Raw genomic sequence first — 19891 nt, 5'->3', positions numbered from 1 at the left:
AGGGCGTCAGGCGTCGTGTCGAAACGGCGAGCGCGCCTCGAGATGCTCCATGTAGTTCCCGATCCCCCGCCCCTCGCGCGCCAGGAACTTCTCCACCGCATCCGCGAACCCCGGATGCGCCAGCCAATGCGCGCTGGTGGTCTTCACCGGCATCAGCGCCCGCGCCATCTTGTGCTCCCCCTGCGCGCCGCCTTCGAAGCGCTCGTAGCCGTTGGCGATGCACCAGGCGAGCGGCTGGTAGTAGCAGGCCTCGAAGTGCAGGCAGTCCACCCGCTCCAGCGCGCCCCAGTAGCGGCCGTAGGCGACCTTGCCTTCCAACCCGATCAGGCTGCAGGCAACGGGCTTGCCGTTCCGCTCCGCGAGGAACAGCAGCCAGTTGTTCGGCATCGCATGGGCCATGCGACGGAAGAACTCGCGGGTGAGATAGGGCGGGTTGCCGTGTTCGAGGTAGGTGCGCTCGTAGCAGCGGTAGAAGAAGTCCCAGTCCGGGCGCGTGATCGCGCTGCCCTGCGCGTGGCGGAACGCGACGCCGGCCTCCTGCACCTTGCGCCGCTCCTGCCGGATCTTCTTGCGCTTCTCCTGCGCGAGGCTCGCGAGGAAGGCGTCGAAGTCGGCGTAACCTTGGTTCATCCAGTGGAACTGCACCGTGTGGCGCAGCATCAGGCCGGCATCGCCGCAGGCCTGCACGTCGTCGTCATCACCGAACAGCAGGTGCCAGGACGACACCTTCTTCTTCCTGCACCAGGCCAGCACCGCCTGCACCAGCGCGGCGCGCGCCTTCGCATCGCGCGCGAGCAGGCGCGGGCCTGGCACCGGCGTGAAGGGAACGGCGGTGAGGGCCTTGGGGTAGTAGCGCAGGCCGTGCTGCTCGTAGGCGTTGGCCCAGGCCCAGTCGAAGACGTACTCGCCGTAGGAATGGCTCTTCACGTACAGCGGGCAGGCCGCCTGCAGTTCGTCGTCCCGCCAGAGGGTCAGGAACTGCGGCGACCAGCCCGTGTCGCGCGTGGCGCTGTCGCTGTCGTGCAGGGCCGCGAGGTATTCGTGCCGCATGAAGGGCGAGCCGCCCGCCATCGCGAGCAGCGCGTTCCATGCGCAGGCGTCCGCTTCCGACGGCGCGGCGAGCACCCGGGTGACATAATCGTTCGAGATGTCCGGCACGTCTGGTATGACACTCAAAATCTGTACGGCGCAGCTCAACGTCACCGTCGGCGACACGGTGGGCAACGCGCAAAAAATCATCGCCGCCGCCCGCACCGCCTACGCGCAGGGCGCCCGCCTCGTGGTCACCCCGGAGCTGTCGATCTGCGGCTATCCCGCCGAAGACCTGCTGCTGCGGCCCGCGTTCATGGATGCCTGCGATGATGCCGTGAAACTGGTGGCCCGCGAACTCGCGGGGTTGAAGGGCCTGCACGTCGTCGTGGGCCATCCCCACGGCACCGCGATCCGCGGCAAGTCGGTGGAAGTCCAGCAGCGCTACAACGCCGCCAGCGTGCTGTGCGAAGGCCGCGTGCTCGAGACCTACGCCAAGCGCGAGCTGCCCAACTACCAGGTGTTCGACGAGTACCGCTACTTCACGCGGGGGCAGGGCACCTGCGTGTTCCAGGTCGAAGGCATCAGCGTCGGCCTGATGATCTGCGAGGACGCCTGGTTCGCCGAACCGGCGCGGCTGGCGCGCGCTTCCGGCGCGCAGCTGATGGTGGTGCCGAACGCATCGCCCTTCCACGCCGGCAAGAGCGGCGAGCGCCTGGCGCGCATGGTGGACCGGGCGCAGGACGTCGACCTTCCTCTCGTGTACTCGCACCTGGTGGGCGGGCAGGACGAAGTGGTGTTCGACGGCGCTTCCTTCGCGGTGAACGCCGACGGCAGCCTGGCCGCGATCGCGCCGGCCTTCGTCGAGGACCTGTTCTACGTCGACGCCACGATCGACGGCGACCGCATCCAGCTCTCCGGCCCCAAGGCCAACCAGCCCGATGGCGAGGCGGAACTGTGGCACGCGCTGGTGATGGGCGTGCGCGACTACATCGGCAAGAACGGCTTCCCGGGCGTGCTGCTGGGCCTGTCGGGCGGCATCGACTCGGCGCTGGTGCTGGCGATCGCGGTCGACGCGCTCGGCGCCGACAAGGTGCGCGCGGTGATGATGCCGTCGCCGTACACGGCGAGCATCTCCTGGATCGACGCGGCGGAGATGTCCCGGCGGATGGGCGTGCGCTACGACGAGATCTCGATCAAGCCGATGTTCGAGTCCTTCAAGCAGGCGCTGGCGCAGGAGTTCGCCGGCAAGCCCGAGGACGCGACCGAGGAGAACATCCAGGCGCGCATCCGCGGCGTGCTGCTGATGGCGCTGTCGAACAAGTTCGGCAGCATCGTGCTGACGACCGGCAACAAGAGCGAGATGGCCACCGGCTACGCCACGCTGTATGGCGACATGGCGGGCGGCTTCGCGGTGATCAAGGACGTGCTCAAGACGGTGGTGTTCAAGCTCGCGCGCTGGCGCAACGCGAACGACCCCTACGGCACCGGCGGGAACCCGATCCCCGACCGCATCATCACGCGCCCGCCCAGCGCCGAACTGCGGCCCGACCAGGTGGACCAGGACAGCCTGCCGCCCTACGAGGTCCTCGACGCGATCCTCTCGCGCTACATGGAGAACGACCGCGGCATCGAGGACATCGTGGCGGAGGGCTTCGATCGCGCGGTGGTGGAGCGCGTCGCGCGCCTGATCCGCATCAACGAATACAAGCGGCGGCAGGCGCCGGTGGGCATCCGCGTGACGCACCGCAGCTTCGGCAAGGATTGGCGCTATCCTATTACCGGCAAGTTCAAGGCCTAGAACGAGAACATCATCCTGGAGAGCGCATGAAACAGATCACCGCCATCATCAAGCCGTTCAAGCTGGAGGAGGTCCGCGAGGGCCTTGCCGAATGCGGCGTGACGGGCTTGACGGTCACGGAGGTCAAGGGCTTCGGCCGGCAGAAGGGCCACACGGAGCTGTACCGGGGCGCCGAGTACATCGTGGACTTCCTGCCCAAGGTGAAGGTGGAAGTGGTGGTGAAGGACGACGAGGTGGACCGCTGCGTCGACGCGATCATCAAGGCCGCCCGCACCGGCAAGATCGGCGACGGCAAGATCTTCATCACCTCGGTGGAGCGCGTGGTGCGCATCCGCACCGGGGAACTGGACGAGTCGGCGGTCTGACGTTCCGTCATTCCCGCGGAGGCGGGAACCCAGGGCGCCCTGGATCCCCGCCTGCGCGGGGATGACGAAACGCTAGATCTCCGACGTATCCATCCCGCCCGGACTGCGCAACGCAGCCTCGACGATCTGCGGCAACAGCGTGCCCACATCGTTGCCCACCGTCAGCATGTCCATCTGCCAGTCGTTCATGAAGCCATGGCCGACGCTCTGGCGCAGGAAGGCCAGCAGCGGCGCGTAGTAGCCGTCCAGGTCCAGCAGCGCCACCGGCTTGCGGTGGAAGTCCAGCACCCGCCAAGTCCAGGCTTCGAAGAATTCCTCGAAGGTCCCCAGCCCGCCGGGCAGCGCCAGGAAGGCATCGGCGCGTTCGGCCATCAGGCTCTTGCGCTGGTGCATGTTGTCCACGACGTGCAGTTCGTCGCAATCCTGCTTGGCCCACTCGCGCTCCACCATCGAGCGCGGGATGACGCCGACGACGCGGCCGCCGGCGGCGAGCGTCGCATCGGCGAGGATGCCCATCGTTCCGTTGTTGCCGCCGCCGTAAACGAGCTGGCCGCCGTTCTGGCCGATCCAGCGGCCGACCGCGATGGCGGCGTCGGCGAACTTCGGCGTGGCGCCGGGGCGCGAGCCGCAATACACGCAGAGCGAGAACTTCGGGGTCATTTCAGCTGGGCGAAGAATTGGTAGAGCGCCGCGAGCCAGATGCCGAGGGCGAGCAGGACGGACAACAGCACGGCGCCGCTGCCCATGTCCTTGGCGCGCTTGGAGAGGTCGTGGCGTTCGGGGCCGATGCGGTCGATGGCCGCCTCCACCGCGGTGTTGAGGAGTTCGACCATCATCACCAGCAGGATCGAGCCGGCGAGCAGGGCCACTTCCACCCAGGTGCGGCCGACCCAGAAGGCGAGCGGGACGAACACGAAGGAGAACACGGCCTCGAGCCGGAAGGCCGGCTCGTCCCAGCCCGCGCGCAGTCCCTGCCAGGAATACATCGCCGCATAGCGCAGCCGGGTGAAACCGGTGCGCCCCTTCTGCTCGTTGACGTACTTGTCGATGGTTTGCTCGGGTGGCGTCATGCGCGGATTGTGGCGCGGACCGGTTCGGGCGCATCCACCAGCCGGGTCCCGGCCCAGGCGTCGTGCCAGAACTGCCGCTGCGGATGGAAGCGGCTGAGGAGTGCCCAGAAGGCGACCCAGCCGGCGAAGATGACCCCGAGCTCCGGCAAGGTGAAGTGGCGCGAAGCCAACGCGGCCAGCGGGGGCAGCACCCAGATCGCGCAAAAGACGTAACGCAGGAAGGCGCGGCCCTGGGTCAGCGGCCGGCCTTCGCGATCGACGATGGCGATGCGCCAGGTCTTCATCGGCAGCGTCTGCCCCCTGGACCAGAAGTAGGCGAAGTAGACGCCGAACACCGCGGCGATGAACAGCTGCAGCAGCCACTGGCGCGGATCGAGTCCGTGGCGCATCTGCGCCGCGACCGAGAACACGAGCGTGGCGATCAGCGCCACGGCGAACAGGATCAGCGCCTCGTACAGCCAGCACGCCATGCGGCGCCGCAGGCTGGGCGCGACCAGGGGAGCGGGAACGGTCAATTGGGTTGCGGCGGGGGCGGCTGGATCGGCGCGAGGCCCGGCTGCGGCAGCAGGGTGTTGCGATCGAGCTGGCCGGGGACCACGGCGATCTTGGCGGTGCTGTCCGGCTTCTTGGGCTTGGGGATCCTGGCGAGCTTCTGCTGCGGCACCGGCTTCAGCGCCGGGGCGGTGGGCGGCGGCGCGGGCTTGGCGGCGGCGGCGCCGGCGGCGAGCCTGCGCTTTTCCTCCGGCGGCAGGGCCTGGTAGGCCTCCCACTTGGCTTTCTTGTCGGTGGTCGGCACCGCCTTGCTTTCGGCGAAGTTCAGGCGGGCCTGGGTGCGCTGCTGCGGCGACAGCGCGGCCCATTCGGCCATGCGGCTGTGCAGGAGTGCCTGGTCCGACGGCGCCATGGTGGGGTAGTTGGCGGACAGGGCGATCCACTTGCGCTTGTGCGCCTCGCTCAGCGTGCGCCAGGTGGCGGCCAGCGGGGCCAGCGACTGCTGCTGCTGGGGATTGAGTCCCGCCCAGGTGGGCTGCGCCTCGGGCTTGGGCGCGGGGGCGTTGCGCACCTTGGCCGGGCGGATCGGCGCCTGGGTGGAGACGGAGGGGGCGATCTGGGCGCTGCGCGACGGCTGCGCCGTTGCCGGGGGCGCGGGGGCCAGCCCCGGCGGCACGGCTTGCGCCCAGGCCCAACCGGCGGCGGCGAGGAGCGTGCCGGCGATGGCCAGGTGCAGGCGGTGGGGCGGGGTCATGCCGGGCGCCTTGTCACTCGCGCCCGGATTGCTTCAGGAACTGGACGAAGCCCGGATCGGCATAGGCCGCCGGGGGCAGGTCGTCCGTCAGCAGGGCGGCATCGACTTCGGCGAGCTCGCTCGCCCGCTGGTCGCTCTGGACGGAGTGGATCGCGACGAGGCCCGCCGCCAGCACGACGAGCGGCAGCACCGAGGCGATGCGCGTGAACAGGCCGGGACGGCCGTCGCCGAGCGCCAGGGCCGCCGAACCTCCGCCGTTGCGCACGATCACCGGTGCAACGGCCGGGATCTTGCGGGCCTGCAGGGCACGCACGCGGGCGGCGCGCAGCCGCTCGCGCGCTTCGTAGGGCAGGGCGCTCGTTCCGGCGGACAGGCGGGCGGCCACCGACCGGCCGAACTGGTCGGCCAGGTCTTGCTTTCTCAGGTGGTCCGTGCTGGTCATAGTTGAATTCCCTTGGCCTTCAGTGCCTTGCTGAGGGCGGCGACCGCCCGGGAACAGTGCGTCTTGACACTGCCTTCCGAGCAGCCCATGGCCGCCGCCGTTTCGGCAACATCCATGTCCTCCCAGTAACGCATCAGAAACGCTTCCCGTTGACGGGCGGGCAATTCCATGATCTCGGCCTCGATCTCCCGCAGGATCTGCGCCCGCCGGGTGGCGTCTTCCGCGCTCTCGACCTGCTGTGACTTGTCGGACGAGTCATAAGTTTCCAGCAGGTCGAAATCCCCGTCCTCCGACGCGGATTCGAAGTCGCTCAGGTTCGAGAACAGCGCGTTGCGCGTCTTCTGGCGGCGGAAATAGTCCAGGGTGCAGTTGGACAGGATCCGCTGGAACAGCATGGGCAGCTCGTTGGGCGGCTTGTCCCCGTAGTGTTCGGCCAGCTTCATCATGCTGTCCTGGACGATGTCCAGGGCGGCTTCCTCGTCGCGCACGTGGTAGACGGTGCGCTTGAAAGCGCGTTTCTCGACGCTCAGCAGGAAGTCGGAAAGTTCGCGTTCGGTGGCCAAGGAGTCCCGCGGGCGGTGTCGTTGTTCGTAGTGCGCGGCAGGACGTGGCACTGCCGGACAGCCGGAAATTATGGCATCGCGCGGCCGGGGGGCTGGGCACTCTTCTGTTGCAGTGCGATAATGCGCCCGCAAGTCAAAAGGCAAACGAGCCCGGATCCGGCGAAGCGAAGCGCGCGCCCATGGCCCGGTGTTCTAAGTCCCGACGCAGCCTCACGAGGGCGGGCGAAGGGGCACCCCAAGGTTCGAATCGAAACCCGAAAGGTTGATCATGGAAATCTCCCGCACGGAGCTGAGCTCCGCGGCCGCCGTCCAGGGCGGCCCCTCGCAAGACCTTCGCGGCGCCGAAATCCTCGTCAAGTCCCTCCAGGCCGAAGGCGTGAAATACGTCTGGGGCTACCCGGGCGGCGCGGTGCTGCACATCTACGACGCCTTCTACAAGCAGGACACCATCCAGCACGTGCTGGTGCGCCACGAGCAGGCGGCGGTGCACGCGGCCGACGGCTATGCGCGCGCCACCGGCGACGTCGGCGTGGCCCTGGTGACGTCCGGCCCCGGCGTGACGAACGCGATCACCGGCATCGCCACCGCCTACATGGACTCGATCCCGATGGTGATCGTCACGGGGCAGGTCCCCACGGCGGCGATCGGCCTCGATGCGTTCCAGGAGTGCGACACCGTCGGCATCACGCGTCCCATCGTCAAGCACAACTTCCTGGTGAAGGACGTGCGCGACCTGGCCACGGTGATGAAGCGGGCCTTCCACATCGCCCGCAGCGGCCGTCCCGGCCCGGTGGTGGTGGACATCCCCAAGGACGTCTCGTTCAACAAGACCGCCTGGACCGGCTACCCGGACAAGGTGGAGATGCGCTCGTACAACCCGGTGCGCAAGGGCCACAGCGGGCAGATCCGCAAGGCGCTGCAGCTGCTGCTGGCCGCCAAGCGTCCCTACATCTACTCCGGCGGCGGCGTGGTCCTGGGCAACGCCAGCGAGGAACTGCGCACGCTGGCGAACCTGCTCGGCTTCCCCTGCACCAACACGCTGATGGGCCTGGGTGCCATCCCCGGCACCGACCCGAAGTTCCTGGGCATGCTGGGCATGCACGGCACGATCGAGGCCAACAACGCGATGCAGAACTGCGACGTGCTGCTGGCCGTGGGCGCGCGCTTCGACGACCGCGTGATCGGCAACCCGAAGCACTTCGGCTCCAGCGACCGCAAGATCATCCACATCGACGTGGATCCCTCCAGCATCTCCAAGCGCGTGAAGGTCGACATCCCGATCGTCGGCGACGTCAGGGAGGTGCTCGCCGAGCTGATCGCGCAGCTGAAGGAATCCGGCCAGAAGCCGGACCAGGGCGCGCTGGGCGGCTGGTGGGACACCATCGAGGGCTGGCGCAAGCGCGACTGCCTGCGCTACGACCGCGGCAACCGCGACGTGATCAAGCCGCAGCACGTGATCGAGACGCTGTGGAACATGACGAAGGACGTCGAGACCTACATCACGTCCGACGTCGGCCAGCACCAGATGTGGGCCGCGCAGTTCTACAAGTTCCCCGAGCCGCGCCGCTGGATCAACTCCGGCGGCCTGGGCACCATGGGCGTGGGCATCCCCTACGCCATGGGCATCAAGCTGGCCAAGCCGGAGTCCGAGGTGTACTGCGTCACCGGCGAAGGCTCGGTGCAGATGTGCATCCAGGAGCTCTCGACCTGCCTGCAGTACAACACGCCGATCAAGGTCATCTCCCTGAACAACCGCTACCTGGGCATGGTGCGCCAGTGGCAGCAGCTCGATTACGAGGGCCGCTACAGCCACAGCTACATGGACGCGCTGCCCAACTTCGTGAAGCTCGCCGAGGCCTACGGCCACGTCGGCATGCTGATCGAGCGGCCCGCGGACGTGGAACCGGCGCTGCGCGAGGCGCGCAAGCTGAAGGACCGCACCGTGTTCATGGACTTCCGCACCGACCCGACGGAAAACGTCTGGCCGATGGTGAAGGCCGGGCAGGGCATCACGGAGATGCTGCTCGGGTCGGAGGACCTGTAACCCAAGGCCGTCATTCCCGCGAAGGCGGGAACCCAGGGCGTTCAAGCTGCCCGCGCAGCGCGCAGTCCGGATGCCCTGGATCCCCGCCTCCGCGGGGATGACGAAAGCAAGACGAATCTATTGCCCGCCGAGCCTGGTGTTTACCGGCACCAGGGGAGGGCGGCGAAAAGAGGAATCGACGACATGAAGCACATCATTGCCGTGCTGCTCGAGAACGAGCCCGGCGCACTTTCCCGCGTGGTGGGCCTGTTTTCCGCCCGCGGCTACAACATCGAGTCGCTCACCGTGGCGCCGACGGAAGACCCGTCGCTGTCGCGCATGACGATCCAGACCGCCGGGTCGGAGGACGTCATCGAGCAGATCACCAAGCACCTGAACCGCCTGATCGAGGTGGTGAAGGTGGTCGACCTCACCGAGGGCAGCTACACCGAGCGCGAGCTCATGATGGTGAAGGTGCGCGCGGTGGGCAAGGAACGCGAGGAGATGAAGCGCATGGCCGACATCTTCCGCGGCCGCGTCATCGACGTCACCGACAAGAGCTACACCATCGAGCTCACCGGCGACCAGGCCAAGAACGACGCCTTCCTGCAGGCGATCGACCGCAGCGCCATCCTCGAGACGGTGCGCACGGGCGCCAGCGGCATCGGCCGCGGCGAACGGATCCTTCGCGTCTGAACGCATTTTTCCTGAAACGATTTCACCCCCCGGAGAGAACCATGAAGGTTTATTACGACAAGGACTGTGACCTGAGCCTGATCAAGGGCAAGACGGTCGCCATCATCGGCTACGGCTCGCAGGGCCATGCGCACGCGCAGAACCTGAACGACAGCGGCGTGAAGGTCGTCGTCGGCCTGCGCCAGGGCGGCGCTTCCTGGCCGAAGGTCGAGAAGGCCGGCCTGAAGGTCGCCGCCGTCGGCGAGGCCGTGAAGATGGCCGACGTCGTCATGATCCTGCTGCCCGACGAGCAGATCGCCACCGTCTACAAGAACGACGTCGAGCCGAACATCAAGCAGGGCGCCTCGCTCGCCTTCGCCCACGGCTTCAACGTGCACTACGGCCAGGTCGTGCCCCGCGGCGACCTCGACGTGTGGATGGTCGCCCCCAAGGCCCCCGGCCACACCGTGCGCAGCACCTACACCCAGGGCGGCGGCGTGCCCCACCTGGTGGCCGTGCATGCCGACAAGTCGGGCCGCGCCCGTGACCTGGCCCTGTCGTACGCGATGGCGAACGGCGGCGGCAAGGCCGGCATCATCGAGACCAACTTCCGCGAAGAGACCGAGACCGACCTGTTCGGCGAGCAGGCCGTGCTGTGCGGCGGCACCGTGGAACTGATCAAGGCCGGCTACGAGACGCTGGTGGAAGCCGGCTACGCGCCCGAGATGGCCTACTTCGAGTGCCTGCACGAGCTGAAGCTGATCGTGGACCTGATCTACGAAGGCGGCATCGCCAACATGAACTACTCGATCTCCAACAACGCGGAGTACGGCGAGTACGTCACGGGCCCGCGCGTCATCACCGAGGAGACCAAGAAGGTGATGAAGCAGGTGCTGAAGGACATCCAGACCGGCGAATACGCCAAGAGCTTCATCCTGGAAAACCGCGCCGGCGCCCCGACCCTGCAGTCGCGCCGCCGCCTGAACGCCGAGCACTCCATCGAGGTGGTGGGCGAGCAGCTGCGCGCGATGATGCCCTGGATCAAGAAGAACAAGCTGGTCGATCAGACCCGTAACTAAACCCTGTCATCCCCGCGCAGGCGGGGATCCAGAGCGTTGGAGAAAGCCCGCAGTGCGGGCTTTTTCTTTGGGAGCCCTGGGCCCCCGCCTTCGCGGGGGTGACGGGGGGCGTGGCCGGTCGCCTACACTTGCCGGATGCACGACGGACACGAAGACGAGATGCCTGCCGAGGGAGTGGTGGTGCGCAAGCGCCGCAAGGGCATCTACATCCTGCCGAACCTCTTCACGCTGGCCGCGCTGTTCGGCGGCTTCTACGCCATCGTGATGGCCATGAACGGCCGTTTCGACCTCGCCGCCATCGGCGTGTTCAGCGCCATGGTGCTGGACAGCCTCGACGGGCGCGTGGCCCGCATGACCAACACGCAGAGCGCCTTCGGCGAGCAGATGGACTCGCTCTCCGACATGGTGTCCTTCGGCGCCGCGCCGGCGCTGATCGCCTACGAATGGGCGCTCAAGGGCCTGGGCCGCTGGGGCTGGATCGCCGCCTTCGTCTACTGCGCCTGCGCCGCGCTGCGGCTGGCGCGCTTCAACGTCAACACCGGCGTGGTCGACAAGCGCTACTTCCAGGGCCTGCCTTCGCCGGCGGCCGCGGCGCTGGTGACGGGCTTCATCTGGATCATGACGGAGTCGGCGGTGAAGCCCTACGACGTGCCGTGGGTGATGTTCGGCGTGGCGCTGTACGCGGGCCTGACCATGGTCACCAACGTGCCGTTCTACAGCTTCAAGGACATCCAGATGAAGAAGAGCGTGCCCTTCGTGGTGATCGTGCTGATCGCCCTGGGCATCGCCGTCATCAACATCCACCCGCCGATCGTGCTGTTCGGCCTGTTCGTGGTCTACGGCCTCTCCGGCTACGTCCTGTATTTCTGGCGCAAGGCGCGCGGCGAGCGCGCCAGCGTGATCAGCACGTCCACCGAAGAGCCCGAGGAGAGCGGCCTGCACCGTTGAACGTGATCCCCGCGGATGGCGGGGATCCGGAGCATCCAGGAAAGCCCTGGGTTCCCGCCTCCGCGGGAATGACGGAATTTTCTGTGCTACATTGAACCCATGAACCGCATCGCGCTGGCCCTACTGCTGCTAATCCCCCACGGGCGGAGACGGTAGCGCGCACGCGTAGAAGATTCCCGGATCACGGCCCGTTTGCACCAGCAGCGGGCCGTTTTTTATTGGGGCTGCTGGCGCCCAACCCCCCCGAAGCGAGACACGACCATGCCGATGTTGAAGAACCCCGCCAGCAAGTACCGCCCCTCCGCGCCCGTGCGCCTGGCGGACCGCCGCTGGCCGGACGCCGTGATCACGAAGCCCCCCGTGTGGTGCAGCGTCGACCTGAGGGACGGCAACCAGGCGCTGATCGAGCCGATGGACATCCCGCGCAAGCTGCGCATGTTCGAGGCGCTGGTGGACATCGGCTTCAAGGAGATCGAGGTGGGCTTCCCCTCGGCGTCGCAGGTGGAGTTCGACTTCCTGCGCAGGCTGATCGACGAGGACCTGATCCCGCGCGACGTGACGATCCAGGTGCTGACGCAGGCACGCGAGCCCCTGATCCGCCGCACCTTCGAGGCGCTGCAGGGGGCCCGCCGCGCGATCGTCCACCTGTACAACGCCACCGCGCCCGTGATGCGCAAGGTGGTGCTGGGGCTGGACGAGGACGGCATCGTGGAACTCGCCACCGCCAACGCGCGCCTGTTCCAGGAACTCGCGGCGCAGCAGCCGCAGACCGATTGGGTCTTCCAGTACTCGCCCGAGATGTTCTCGGGCACCGAGCTCGCCTTCGCCAAGCGCGTGGTCGACGCGGTGACGGAAGTCTGGCAGCCGACGCGCGAGCGCAAGTGCATCGTCAACCTGCCGTCGACGGTGGAGCACTCCACGCCCAACATCTTCGCCGACCAGATCGAGTGGATGCACCGCCACCTGGCGCGCCGCGATGCCATCGTGCTGTCGGTCCATCCGCACAACGACCGCGGCACGGGCACCGCCGCCGGCGAGTTCGCGATCATGGCCGGCGCCGACCGTCTCGAAGGCTGCCTGTTCGGCAACGGCGAGCGCACCGGCAACCTCGACCTGGTGAACGTGGCGCTCAACATGTACAGCCAGGGCGTGGACCCGGGCCTGGACTTCTCCGACATCGACGAGATCCGCCGCACCGTGGAGCACTGCAACCAGCTGCCGGTGCATCCGCGCCATCCCTACGTCGGCGACCTCGTCTACACCTCCTTCTCCGGCTCGCACCAGGACGCGATCAAGAAGGCCTTCGCCGCGCGCAGGGAAGGCGAGCTCTGGGACATGCCTTACCTGCCGATCGACCCGAAGGACCTGGGCCGCAGCTACGAGGCGGTGATCCGCGTCAACAGCCAGTCGGGCAAGGGCGGCATCTCCTACCTGCTGGAAGCCGAGTACGGCCTGGAGCTGCCGCGCCGCCTGCAGATCGAGTTCAGCCAGGTGGTGCAGGGCGTGATGGACGCGAGCGGCAAGGAACTCTCTGCGCAGGACCTGTGGGCACTGTTCCAGCGCGAGTACAAGCTGGGCGCCGCTTCGGTGGCGCACCAGGTGCTGGAGCAGGGCGCCGGGGCGAGCGGGGAGCTCGTCACGCTCGCCGCCGACGTGGACCTCGGCGGGCGCAGCATGGCCGTGCGCGGCGCCGGCAACGGCCCGATCGACGCCTTCGTCGAAGGCCTGAGCCAGGTCACCGGCGAAACGATCCGCGTGCTCGACTACCATGAGCACGCGATCGCCTCCGGTGCGGATGCGCGCGCCGTCGCCTACCTGGAACTGCGCGTCGGCGACCGCACGCGCTTCGGCGTGGGCATGGATTCCAACATCGTCTCGGCTTCGCTGAAGGCGATCGTCTCCGGCCTGCAGCGCGCCGGGCTGGCCACCGAGCAAGAGGAAAAGACATGGCAGACCAACTGATCATCTTCGACACGACGCTGCGCGACGGCGAGCAGTCGCCCGGCGCGTCCATGACCAAGGACGAGAAATTGCGCATCGCGCGCCAGCTCGAGCGGCTGAAGGTCGACGTGATCGAGGCCGGCTTCGCGGCCAGCTCCAACGGCGACTTCGAGGCCGTGCAGGCGATCGCCCATGCGATCAAGGACTCGACGGTGTGCTCGCTGTCGCGCGCCAACGACCGCGACATCTCGCGGGCCGCCGAGGCACTGAAGGGCGCGAGCCGCGCCCGCATCCACACCTTCATCGCCACGTCGCCGCTGCACATGGAGAAGAAGCTGCGGATGACGCCCGAGCAGGTGCTGGAGCAGGCGAAGCAGTCGGTGCGCTTCGCGCGCAACCTGTGCGCCGACATCGAGTTCTCGCCCGAGGACGGCTACCGCAGCGAGGTCGACTTCCTCTGCCGCGTGCTGGAAACGGTGATCAAGGAAGGCGCGACCACGATCAACGTGCCCGACACGGTCGGCTACGCCGTCCCCGAGCTGTACGGGAACTTCATCAAGACGCTGCGCGAGCGCATCCCGAACTCCGACAAGGCGGTCTGGTCGGTGCACTGCCACAACGACCTCGGCATGGCGGTGGCCAACTCGCTGGCCGGCGTGAAGATTGGCGGCGCGCGCCAGGTGGAGTGCACCATCAACGGCCTCGGCGAGCGCGCGGGCAACTGCTCGCTGGAAGAGATCGTCATGGCCGTGAAGACCCGCAGGGACTACTTCGGGCTGGACGTCGGGATCGACACCAAGCACATCGTGCCCGCCAGCCGCATGGTCAGCCAGACCACCGGCTTCGTGGTGCAGCCGAACAAGGCCGTGGTGGGCGCCAACGCCTTCGCGCACGCGAGCGGCATCCACCAGGACGGCGTGCTCAAGGCGCGCGACACCTACGAGATCATGCGGGCGGAGGACGTCGGCTGGTCGGCCAACAAGATCGTGCTGGGCAAGCTGTCGGGCCGCAATGCCTTCAAGCAGCGCCTGCAGGAGCTGGGCGTGCAGCTGGAGAGCGAGGCCGACATCAATGCCGCCTTCACCAAGTTCAAGGAGCTCGCCGACCGCAAGAGCGAGATCTTCGACGAGGACATCCTGGCGCTGGTCAGCGACGAAGCTGTAACGCACGAACAGGAAACCTATCGCCTTGTCTCGCTGCGGCAACACAGCGAGACCGGCGAGCGGCCGCATGCCGAGGTGGTTTTCACCGCCGACGGCAAGGAGGTGCGCGGCGAGTCGGACGGCAACGGCCCGGTCGACGCCTCGCTCAAGGCGATCGAAACCCTGGTGCAGAGCGGCGCCGAGATGGTGCTGTATTCCGTGAACGCCATCTCGGGCTCCACCGAGAGTCAGGGAGAGGTGACCGTCCGTCTCCAGAACTCGGGCCGCGTGGTCAACGGGGTCGGCGCGGACCCGGACATCGTGGTCGCGTCGGCGAAGGCGTACCTCAGCGCGTTGAACAAGCTCCGCAGCAAGGTCGAACGGGTCGCGGCGCAGGGTGGAGGCAACGTATAGGGTTACTACGGATACTCTGACTCGGCCGTGAAGTTACCTTCGTAAGTCCTTGATTTTTGTAACTTTACCCACACGAGGTACACGGCCGAAGTACACTGCGTTTCCGGATGTCAGTTGTTTCCTACATCCGTGCGCTGTTGCCAGGAGTATCCGAACTTGAATCGAGTTGTTCACACCATCGCGCTGAGTCTCCTGGCGCTGGCTCTCGCGCCGGCCAGTGCAGAGGCCGGCACCGGCAAGCGCGCCGCCAAGCAGGAAAGCACCAGCGTGGTGAAGCGTGCCCGCGTGAGCAAGAGCTTCGTCGCGAAACAGTCGCGCCGCGCTTCGATCATCCGCCTGGCCCCCGCGAAACCTTCCTTCGGCCAGCTCGCCGGCCTGCATTCGACGCAGGATGAACTGGAGCTGAAGTCCAGCGTCGCGCTCGTGATCGACCAGGACACGCAGCAGGTGCTGCTGTCGAAGAACGATTCCGCCGTGCTGCCCATCGCTTCCATCACCAAGCTGATGACGGGCCTGGTCGTCAGCGAGGCCAAGCTGCCGATGGACGAGCAGATCACCATCGGCCAGGACGACGTCGACACCGAGAAGGGCAGCAGCTCGCGCCTGCGCGTGGGCACCACGCTGAGCCGCGGCGAGTTGATGCACCTGGCGCTGATGTCCAGCGAGAACCGCGCCGCGCACGCGCTGGGCCGCTCCTACCCGGGCGGCCTCAACGCTTTCGTCGAGGCGATGAACTCGCGCGCCAAGCTGCTGGGCATGAACGACACCAAGTACGTCGAGCCGACCGGCCTGTCCAGCCGCAACCAGTCCAGCGCGCAGGACCTCGCGCGCCTGGTGGCCTTCGCCGCACAGGACAAGATGCTCAGCGAGCTGTCCACCTCGCCCGGCCACGAAGTCGAGATCGGGCGCCGCACGCTCGCCTTCCACAACACCAACCGCCTGGTGAAGAACCCCAACTGGGAAATCGGCCTGCAGAAGACCGGCTACATCTCGGAAGCGGGCCAGTGCCTGGTGATGCAGGCGAAGGTCGCGGGCCGCAAGCTGATCATGGTGTTCCTCGACTCCGCCGGCAAACTGAGCCGCATCGGCGACGCCGAGCGCGTGCGCCGCTGGGTGGAAACGCATGCGCCGAACGGCGTCGTGCCGTCGAACGGGAACACGCTGATCCGCCAGGTCAGCGGCTGACCGTCGCGTCATTCCCGCGCAGGCGGGACCCGGGGATTCCAAGCAAAGCGGCCATCCGGCCGCTTTGTGTTTTTCCGATGCGCTGGGTTAGCATCGTTACAGCCATGTCGCGATCCGAACCGGCCCAGCTGCGCTACCGGAATCTGCAACCGGGAGATGCGGCGCCGTGGTTCGAGCAGGCCTCGACGACCAACCCCAGGTACAAGTTCGACACGGCGGCAGGCCGGTACATCCTGATGTGCTTCTTCGGCACCGCCGGGGATGCGGCGGGCCGCGCCGCGATCGAGGCAGTGCAGGCCCATCGGCAGCTGTTCGACGACACGCATGCATGCTTCTTCGGCATCAGCGCCGATCCCGAGGACCGGTCGGCGGCACGGGTGCGTGGGGAGCTGCCCGGGATCCGCTATTTCTGGGACTTCGACTGCCGCGTGGCCGGCCTCTTCGGAGCGGTGCCCGGGGACGTCGAGAATCCGAAGCCCCACTTCAGGCGGCTCTGGTTCGTGCTCGATCCCAACCTGCGCGTTCGCGCCGTGTTCCCCTTCGACGCGGACGGCGGCGCGCCAGCACAGGTCTTCGAGTACCTCCGCGCGCTTCCGCCGGTGTCGGCCTACCCGGGCTTCGAGGTGCAGGCACCGATCCTCACCATCTCCAACGTGTTCGAACCGGAGTTGTGCCGGCACCTGATCGACCTCTATGAGCGAAACGGAGGCGCGGACAGCGGGTTCATGCGCACCGTCGAGGGCAAGACCGTGCTCGTCAACGACCACCGACACAAGGTGCGCAAGGATTACCTCATCGAGGACGAAGGCCTCATGGCCGCCCTGCAGGGCCGGTTCGCGCGGCGCGTGCGGCCGGAGATCGAGAAGATCCACTTCTTCCAGGCCACGCGGATGGAGCGTTTCATCGTGTCCTGTTATTCGGCGGAAGACGGCGGCCATTTCCGGCCCCACCGCGACAACACCACGATGGGCACGGCGCACCGCCGCTTCGCCGTCACCATCAACCTCAATGCCGCGTTCGACGGCGGGGAGCTCGCGTTTCCCGAGTACGGTCCGCGCGGCTACAAGCCGCCGCCCGGGACGGCGATCGTCTTTTCCTGCTCGCTGCTGCATGCCGTGTCGCCGGTCACGGCGGGGCGCCGGTTTGCGTTCCTGCCGTTCCTGTACGACGACGAAGCGGCCGCGCTGCGCGAAAGGAACAGCAGCTTCCTGCTGGGGGCCGGCCGCGACTACCGGGCGGCGAGGACGTAGGCGGGCTTCAGGCCGCCAGCCGCTGCGCCGGCGACTTGTATCCCAGCGCCGTCGAGATCTCCTGGGCCGTCGCCTGCAGCTTCACCAGCCAGTTCTCGTCGAGGCGATCGGCCGGCGCGGAGATCGACAGGCCCGCGATCAGCTTGGCCTGGTCGTCGTAGATGCCCGCGGCCATGCAGCGCACGCCGAGTTCCAGTTCCTCGTTGTCGCGGGCGATGCCGTACTGGCGCGCCTTGGCCAGTTCGCGCTCGAGGATGGGCAGCTGCGTGATGCTGTTCTTGGTGTGGCCCGCGAGGCCCGTGCGCGTCGCATAGGCGCGCACGCGCTGTGCGTCGTCGGCGGCCAGGAACAGCTTGCCGGTGGAGGTGAGGTGCAGCGGCGCGCGGCCGCCGATCGCGCGCACCACCTGCATGCCGGAGCGCTCGCTGTAGGCGCGCTCGACATACACGATCTCGTCGCCCTGGCGCACGCTGAGGTTCACCGGCTGCTGGATCTGCCGGTGCAGTTCGCGCATCGGCGAGAGAGCGGCGTCGCGCACGTTGAGGCGGGCCTTCACCATGTTGCCGAGTTCCAGCAGGCGCATGCCGAGCCGGTAGCTGCCCGCCTCGGGCCGGTCCACGAAGCGGCCGGTGGCGAGGTCGTTGAGGATCCGGTGCGTCGTCGAGGGATGCAGGCCCGTCTTCTCGCTGATCTCCTTGAGCGAGATCGCTTCCTCGCGCGAAGCCAGCACGTCGATCAGCGCGAACATGCGCTCGATCACCTGGATGGTGGGCGTGGCCGGGGCGTGGGGGTCGGTTTTTCGCATGGCGGTTTTTCCTCGTCCGCCATTTTACCTGGTGAAAAGAGCCCGGCCAGTTCCGGGTGCATTCCGCAGCGCCGGCCTCAGGAATGGCCGGGCTTCCACTCGCCGTCGACCAGCACTTCGTGCGGGTGGAAGCGGGCCTTGTAATTCATCTTGGGACTCTCGCCGATCCAGTAGCCCAGGTACACGTGCGGCAGCTTCAGCCGCCGGGCCTGGTCGATCTGCCACAGCACGCTGTAGGTGCCGTAGCTCGCGTCCGAGGTCGGCTCGTAGAAGGTGTACACGGCGGAGATGCCGTCGTTGAGCACGTCGAGGATGGACACCATGCGCAGCGGCCCGGTGCTGCCGTCCGCCAGCTTCTCGCGGAATTCCACGAGCCGCGAGTTGACCCGGCTCTGCAGCAGGAACTGCGTGTACTGGTCGATGCTGTCGTGGTCCATGCCGCCGCCCGCATGGCGGCCCGTCTGGTAGCGCAGGTACAGGTGGTAGTGCTCCGGCACGAAGCAGAGCTTGAGCACGCGCGCCTGCAGGTGCTCGTGCTGCTTCCATGCGCGGCGCTGGCTGCGCGTCGCGCCGAACGCATCGACCACCACGCGCAGCGGCACGCAGGCGCGGCAACCGTCGCAATAGGGCCGGTACGTGAACATGCCGCTGCGGCGGAAACCGCTGGTGACCAGGTCCGAGTACGCGTCGTTGTGGATCAGGTGGCTGGGCGTGGCCACCTGGGAGCGGGCCTGCTTGCCCGGAAGATAGCTGCACGGGTAAGGCGCCGTTGCGTAGAACTGCAGCGTCTGGAGCGGGAGGTCCTTGAGGTGCGTCACGCGCTTCGGGGGTCCGGCAGGATTGCGTTCCAGTATACGGGCTCGAATCGCCACGGAGCAGGGGGTCGGCGCGCCTGCAAGGCGACTTGTTGAACAAATTCCGCCCTGGGGATCTCGCGCGCGCCGAGCGAGGCGAGATGCCGCGTGTTCTGCTGGCAGTCGATCGCGGGGACCTCGTGCGCGCGCGACCACGCGACCAGCGCGGCGAGCGCGATCTTCGACGCATCGGGCACGTTCGTGAACATCGACTCGCCGAACACGGCGCGGCCCAGGACCACGCAGTAGAGGCCGCCCGCGAGCTGTCCGTCGATCCAGGTCTCGACGCTGTGCGCGAAGCCCGCGCGGTGGAAGGCGCGGTAGGCCTGCACCATGGCCGGCACGATCCAGGTGCCGGACTGGCCGGGCCGGTCGCTGGTGGCGCAGGCCTGGATCACCGCGTCGAAGTCGCTGTCGAACCGGATCTCGCAGCGAGGATCCGCGGCGAAGCGCGCGATCGTCTTGCGCAGCGACCGGTGCAGCCTGAACTCGCCGGTGGACAGCACCATGCGCGGGTCCGTGCTCCACCACAGGATGGGCTGGCCTTCGCTGAACCAGGGGAAGATGCCGCGGGCGTAGGCGCGCTGCAGGCTGTCGACGTCGAGCGCGCCGCCGGCGGCCAGCAGTCCGGGGGCCGGCTGCTTCTGGTCCCAGGCGTGGGTGGGATCGGGGAAGGGGTCGCCGGGTTGGAGCCAGGGCAGGTGCATCGTCGAAACGCGGATCGCTCGCCCATTGTGCCTGCCGCCCGCCAGGTCGGTCGCCGGCGGGCGTACCCGGCAGCGGGCCGACTACGCAAGGCGAAGGCGGAATCCGACAAGGTGGGCCGCACCCGCATCCCACGATGGCCGCTCGTTGCGTGAAGGAATGGCGATGCCGGAGATCCAGCGCGAAGGCCGTACCGAGACCCCCACGACCATGATGGCCTGGGGCATCCCGTCCAGCGATCCGGCCGAAAGCGGCGTCGAAGCCGCCGCGGTCTGGCTCACCGGAGGCGCGGGCCTGCTGCTGTGGACCGCGCTCGCATTCCTGCTCACGACCGCCTGAATTCCCTGCGTCCCC

The 19891-nt window shown here is 67.6% G+C and carries 21 protein-coding genes; 11 read left to right on the top strand and 10 right to left on the bottom strand.

Annotated features, from left to right (window positions below; translation table 11 throughout):
* Positions 1-6 precede the first annotated feature (6 nt).
* A complete protein-coding gene (locus tag VF522_RS02330; protein ID WP_330906597.1) occupies positions 7-1158 on the bottom strand; it encodes a GNAT family N-acetyltransferase in 1152 nt (383 codons plus the stop codon).
* 7 nt (positions 1159-1165) lie between these two features.
* Between VF522_RS02330 and VF522_RS02325 the strand changes: the two genes are divergently transcribed.
* Positions 1166-2830, top strand: coding sequence for an NAD+ synthase (locus VF522_RS02325; protein ID WP_330906596.1), 1665 nt, complete (start codon positions 1166-1168; stop codon positions 2828-2830).
* Between the two features lie 26 nt (positions 2831-2856).
* A complete protein-coding gene (locus VF522_RS02320) occupies positions 2857-3195 on the top strand; it encodes a P-II family nitrogen regulator (protein WP_330906595.1) in 339 nt (112 codons plus the stop codon).
* Between the two features lie 72 nt (positions 3196-3267).
* Here VF522_RS02320 and VF522_RS02315 read toward each other — a convergent pair whose 3' ends face one another.
* From VF522_RS02315 to VF522_RS02290, 6 genes are read right to left on the bottom strand one after another with little or no spacing between them, the layout of a single operon-like run.
* Entirely contained in the window at positions 3268-3855 is a 588-nt protein-coding gene (locus tag VF522_RS02315; RefSeq protein WP_330906594.1) for a TIGR00730 family Rossman fold protein, read from the bottom strand.
* Positions 3852-4265: a diacylglycerol kinase gene (locus VF522_RS02310; RefSeq protein WP_330906593.1), complete on the bottom strand. Its 414-nt coding sequence runs from the start codon at positions 4263-4265 to the stop codon at positions 3852-3854. The genes VF522_RS02315 and VF522_RS02310 overlap by 4 nt, the downstream gene beginning before the upstream one ends.
* On the bottom strand, positions 4262-4780 hold the full coding sequence (locus VF522_RS02305) for an RDD family protein (RefSeq protein WP_330906592.1): 519 nt from the start codon (positions 4778-4780) through the stop codon (positions 4262-4264). Before VF522_RS02305 ends, VF522_RS02310 begins: the two co-directional genes overlap by 4 nt.
* Positions 4777-5511, bottom strand: a complete 735-nt coding sequence (locus tag VF522_RS02300) for a DUF3106 domain-containing protein (protein ID WP_330906591.1) — start codon at positions 5509-5511, stop codon at positions 4777-4779. Before VF522_RS02300 ends, VF522_RS02305 begins: the two co-directional genes overlap by 4 nt.
* Positions 5512-5524: 13 nt before the next feature.
* Positions 5525-5953: a DUF3619 family protein gene (locus tag VF522_RS02295; RefSeq protein WP_330906590.1), complete on the bottom strand. Its 429-nt coding sequence runs from the start codon at positions 5951-5953 to the stop codon at positions 5525-5527.
* Positions 5950-6516 carry an RNA polymerase sigma factor gene (locus VF522_RS02290; RefSeq protein ID WP_330906589.1) on the bottom strand — a complete coding sequence of 189 codons (567 nt, stop codon included), beginning with the start codon at positions 6514-6516 and terminating at the stop codon, positions 5950-5952. The genes VF522_RS02295 and VF522_RS02290 overlap by 4 nt, the downstream gene beginning before the upstream one ends.
* 268 nt (positions 6517-6784) lie before the next feature.
* Here VF522_RS02290 and VF522_RS02285 point away from each other — a divergent pair, with 268 nt between their 5' ends.
* The 8 genes from VF522_RS02285 to VF522_RS02250 all read left to right on the top strand — a co-directional run bounded on the left by VF522_RS02285 (position 6785) and on the right by VF522_RS02250 (position 17173).
* Entirely contained in the window at positions 6785-8560 is a 1776-nt protein-coding gene (locus tag VF522_RS02285) for an acetolactate synthase 3 catalytic subunit (protein WP_330906588.1), read from the top strand.
* 183 nt (positions 8561-8743) lie between these two features.
* Complete coding sequence (gene ilvN, locus VF522_RS02280; RefSeq protein ID WP_330906587.1) at positions 8744-9235, top strand: acetolactate synthase small subunit; 492 nt, start codon at positions 8744-8746, stop codon at positions 9233-9235.
* Between the two features lie 41 nt (positions 9236-9276).
* Entirely contained in the window at positions 9277-10293 is a 1017-nt protein-coding gene (gene ilvC / locus VF522_RS02275) for a ketol-acid reductoisomerase (RefSeq protein WP_330906586.1), read from the top strand.
* A 135-nt stretch (positions 10294-10428) separates the two neighbouring features.
* Positions 10429-11241, top strand: coding sequence for a CDP-diacylglycerol--serine O-phosphatidyltransferase (gene pssA, locus VF522_RS02270; protein ID WP_330906585.1), 813 nt, complete (start codon positions 10429-10431; stop codon positions 11239-11241).
* A 267-nt stretch (positions 11242-11508) separates the two neighbouring features.
* Positions 11509-13203 carry a 2-isopropylmalate synthase gene (leuA, locus tag VF522_RS02265; protein WP_330906584.1) on the top strand — a complete coding sequence of 565 codons (1695 nt, stop codon included), beginning with the start codon at positions 11509-11511 and terminating at the stop codon, positions 13201-13203.
* Positions 13188-14738, top strand: a complete 1551-nt coding sequence (locus VF522_RS02260) for a 2-isopropylmalate synthase (RefSeq protein ID WP_330906583.1) — start codon at positions 13188-13190, stop codon at positions 14736-14738. Before leuA ends, VF522_RS02260 begins: the two co-directional genes overlap by 16 nt.
* 156 nt (positions 14739-14894) lie before the next feature.
* Entirely contained in the window at positions 14895-15923 is a 1029-nt protein-coding gene (gene pbpG / locus VF522_RS02255) for a D-alanyl-D-alanine endopeptidase (RefSeq protein WP_414709425.1), read from the top strand.
* A gap of 104 nt (positions 15924-16027) precedes the next feature.
* The gene (locus VF522_RS02250) at positions 16028-17173 is read left to right on the top strand and encodes a 2OG-Fe(II) oxygenase (RefSeq protein ID WP_330906582.1); all 1146 of its coding nucleotides are present in this window, start codon (positions 16028-16030) and stop codon (positions 17171-17173) included.
* Between the two features lie 7 nt (positions 17174-17180).
* On the opposite strand, the gene VF522_RS02245 is transcribed toward VF522_RS02250, so the two are convergent.
* From VF522_RS02245 to aat, 3 genes are all read right to left on the bottom strand, one after another.
* Entirely contained in the window at positions 17181-17978 is a 798-nt protein-coding gene (locus tag VF522_RS02245) for an IclR family transcriptional regulator (RefSeq protein WP_330906581.1), read from the bottom strand.
* A gap of 77 nt (positions 17979-18055) precedes the next feature.
* Positions 18056-18796, bottom strand: coding sequence for an arginyltransferase (locus VF522_RS02240; RefSeq protein ID WP_330906580.1), 741 nt, complete (start codon positions 18794-18796; stop codon positions 18056-18058).
* Complete coding sequence (gene aat, locus VF522_RS02235) at positions 18793-19539, bottom strand: leucyl/phenylalanyl-tRNA--protein transferase (RefSeq protein ID WP_330906579.1); 747 nt, start codon at positions 19537-19539, stop codon at positions 18793-18795. The genes VF522_RS02240 and aat overlap by 4 nt, the downstream gene beginning before the upstream one ends.
* Before the next feature lie 163 nt (positions 19540-19702).
* Between aat and VF522_RS02230 the strand changes: the two genes are divergently transcribed.
* Positions 19703-19876 (top strand): hypothetical protein, encoded by a 174-nt coding sequence (locus tag VF522_RS02230; protein WP_330906578.1) that lies wholly within the window; start codon positions 19703-19705, stop codon positions 19874-19876.
* Positions 19877-19891: the final 15 nt, after the last annotated feature.

The organism is Ramlibacter sp., from assembly GCF_036383835.1.
Lineage (GTDB): Bacteria > Pseudomonadota > Gammaproteobacteria > Burkholderiales > Burkholderiaceae_C > Ramlibacter.
This window is presented reverse-complemented; position numbering and strand designations above follow the sequence as displayed.

Excerpts from the sequence above, each read along its gene's own strand:
- VF522_RS02245 (WP_330906581.1), bottom strand. The coding sequence starts at position 17,978 with ATGCGAAAAACCGACCCCCACGCCCCGGCCACGCCCACCATCCAGGTG.
- VF522_RS02325 (WP_330906596.1), top strand. The coding sequence starts at position 1,166 with ATGACACTCAAAATCTGTACGGCGCAGCTCAACGTCACCGTCGGCGAC.
- VF522_RS02260 (WP_330906583.1), top strand. The coding sequence starts at position 13,188 with ATGGCAGACCAACTGATCATCTTCGACACGACGCTGCGCGACGGCGAG.
- aat (WP_330906579.1), bottom strand. The coding sequence starts at position 19,539 with ATGCACCTGCCCTGGCTCCAACCCGGCGACCCCTTCCCCGATCCCACC.
- VF522_RS02285 (WP_330906588.1), top strand. The coding sequence starts at position 6,785 with ATGGAAATCTCCCGCACGGAGCTGAGCTCCGCGGCCGCCGTCCAGGGC.
- VF522_RS02320 (WP_330906595.1), top strand. The coding sequence starts at position 2,857 with ATGAAACAGATCACCGCCATCATCAAGCCGTTCAAGCTGGAGGAGGTC.
- VF522_RS02300 (WP_330906591.1), bottom strand. The coding sequence starts at position 5,511 with ATGACCCCGCCCCACCGCCTGCACCTGGCCATCGCCGGCACGCTCCTC.
- VF522_RS02295 (WP_330906590.1), bottom strand. The coding sequence starts at position 5,953 with ATGACCAGCACGGACCACCTGAGAAAGCAAGACCTGGCCGACCAGTTC.
- pssA (WP_330906585.1), top strand. The coding sequence starts at position 10,429 with ATGCACGACGGACACGAAGACGAGATGCCTGCCGAGGGAGTGGTGGTG.
- VF522_RS02230 (WP_330906578.1), top strand. The coding sequence starts at position 19,703 with ATGCCGGAGATCCAGCGCGAAGGCCGTACCGAGACCCCCACGACCATG.
- ilvN (WP_330906587.1), top strand. The coding sequence starts at position 8,744 with ATGAAGCACATCATTGCCGTGCTGCTCGAGAACGAGCCCGGCGCACTT.
- leuA (WP_330906584.1), top strand. The coding sequence starts at position 11,509 with ATGTTGAAGAACCCCGCCAGCAAGTACCGCCCCTCCGCGCCCGTGCGC.
- VF522_RS02315 (WP_330906594.1), bottom strand. The coding sequence starts at position 3,855 with ATGACCCCGAAGTTCTCGCTCTGCGTGTATTGCGGCTCGCGCCCCGGC.
- ilvC (WP_330906586.1), top strand. The coding sequence starts at position 9,277 with ATGAAGGTTTATTACGACAAGGACTGTGACCTGAGCCTGATCAAGGGC.
- VF522_RS02310 (WP_330906593.1), bottom strand. The coding sequence starts at position 4,265 with ATGACGCCACCCGAGCAAACCATCGACAAGTACGTCAACGAGCAGAAG.
- VF522_RS02250 (WP_330906582.1), top strand. The coding sequence starts at position 16,028 with ATGTCGCGATCCGAACCGGCCCAGCTGCGCTACCGGAATCTGCAACCG.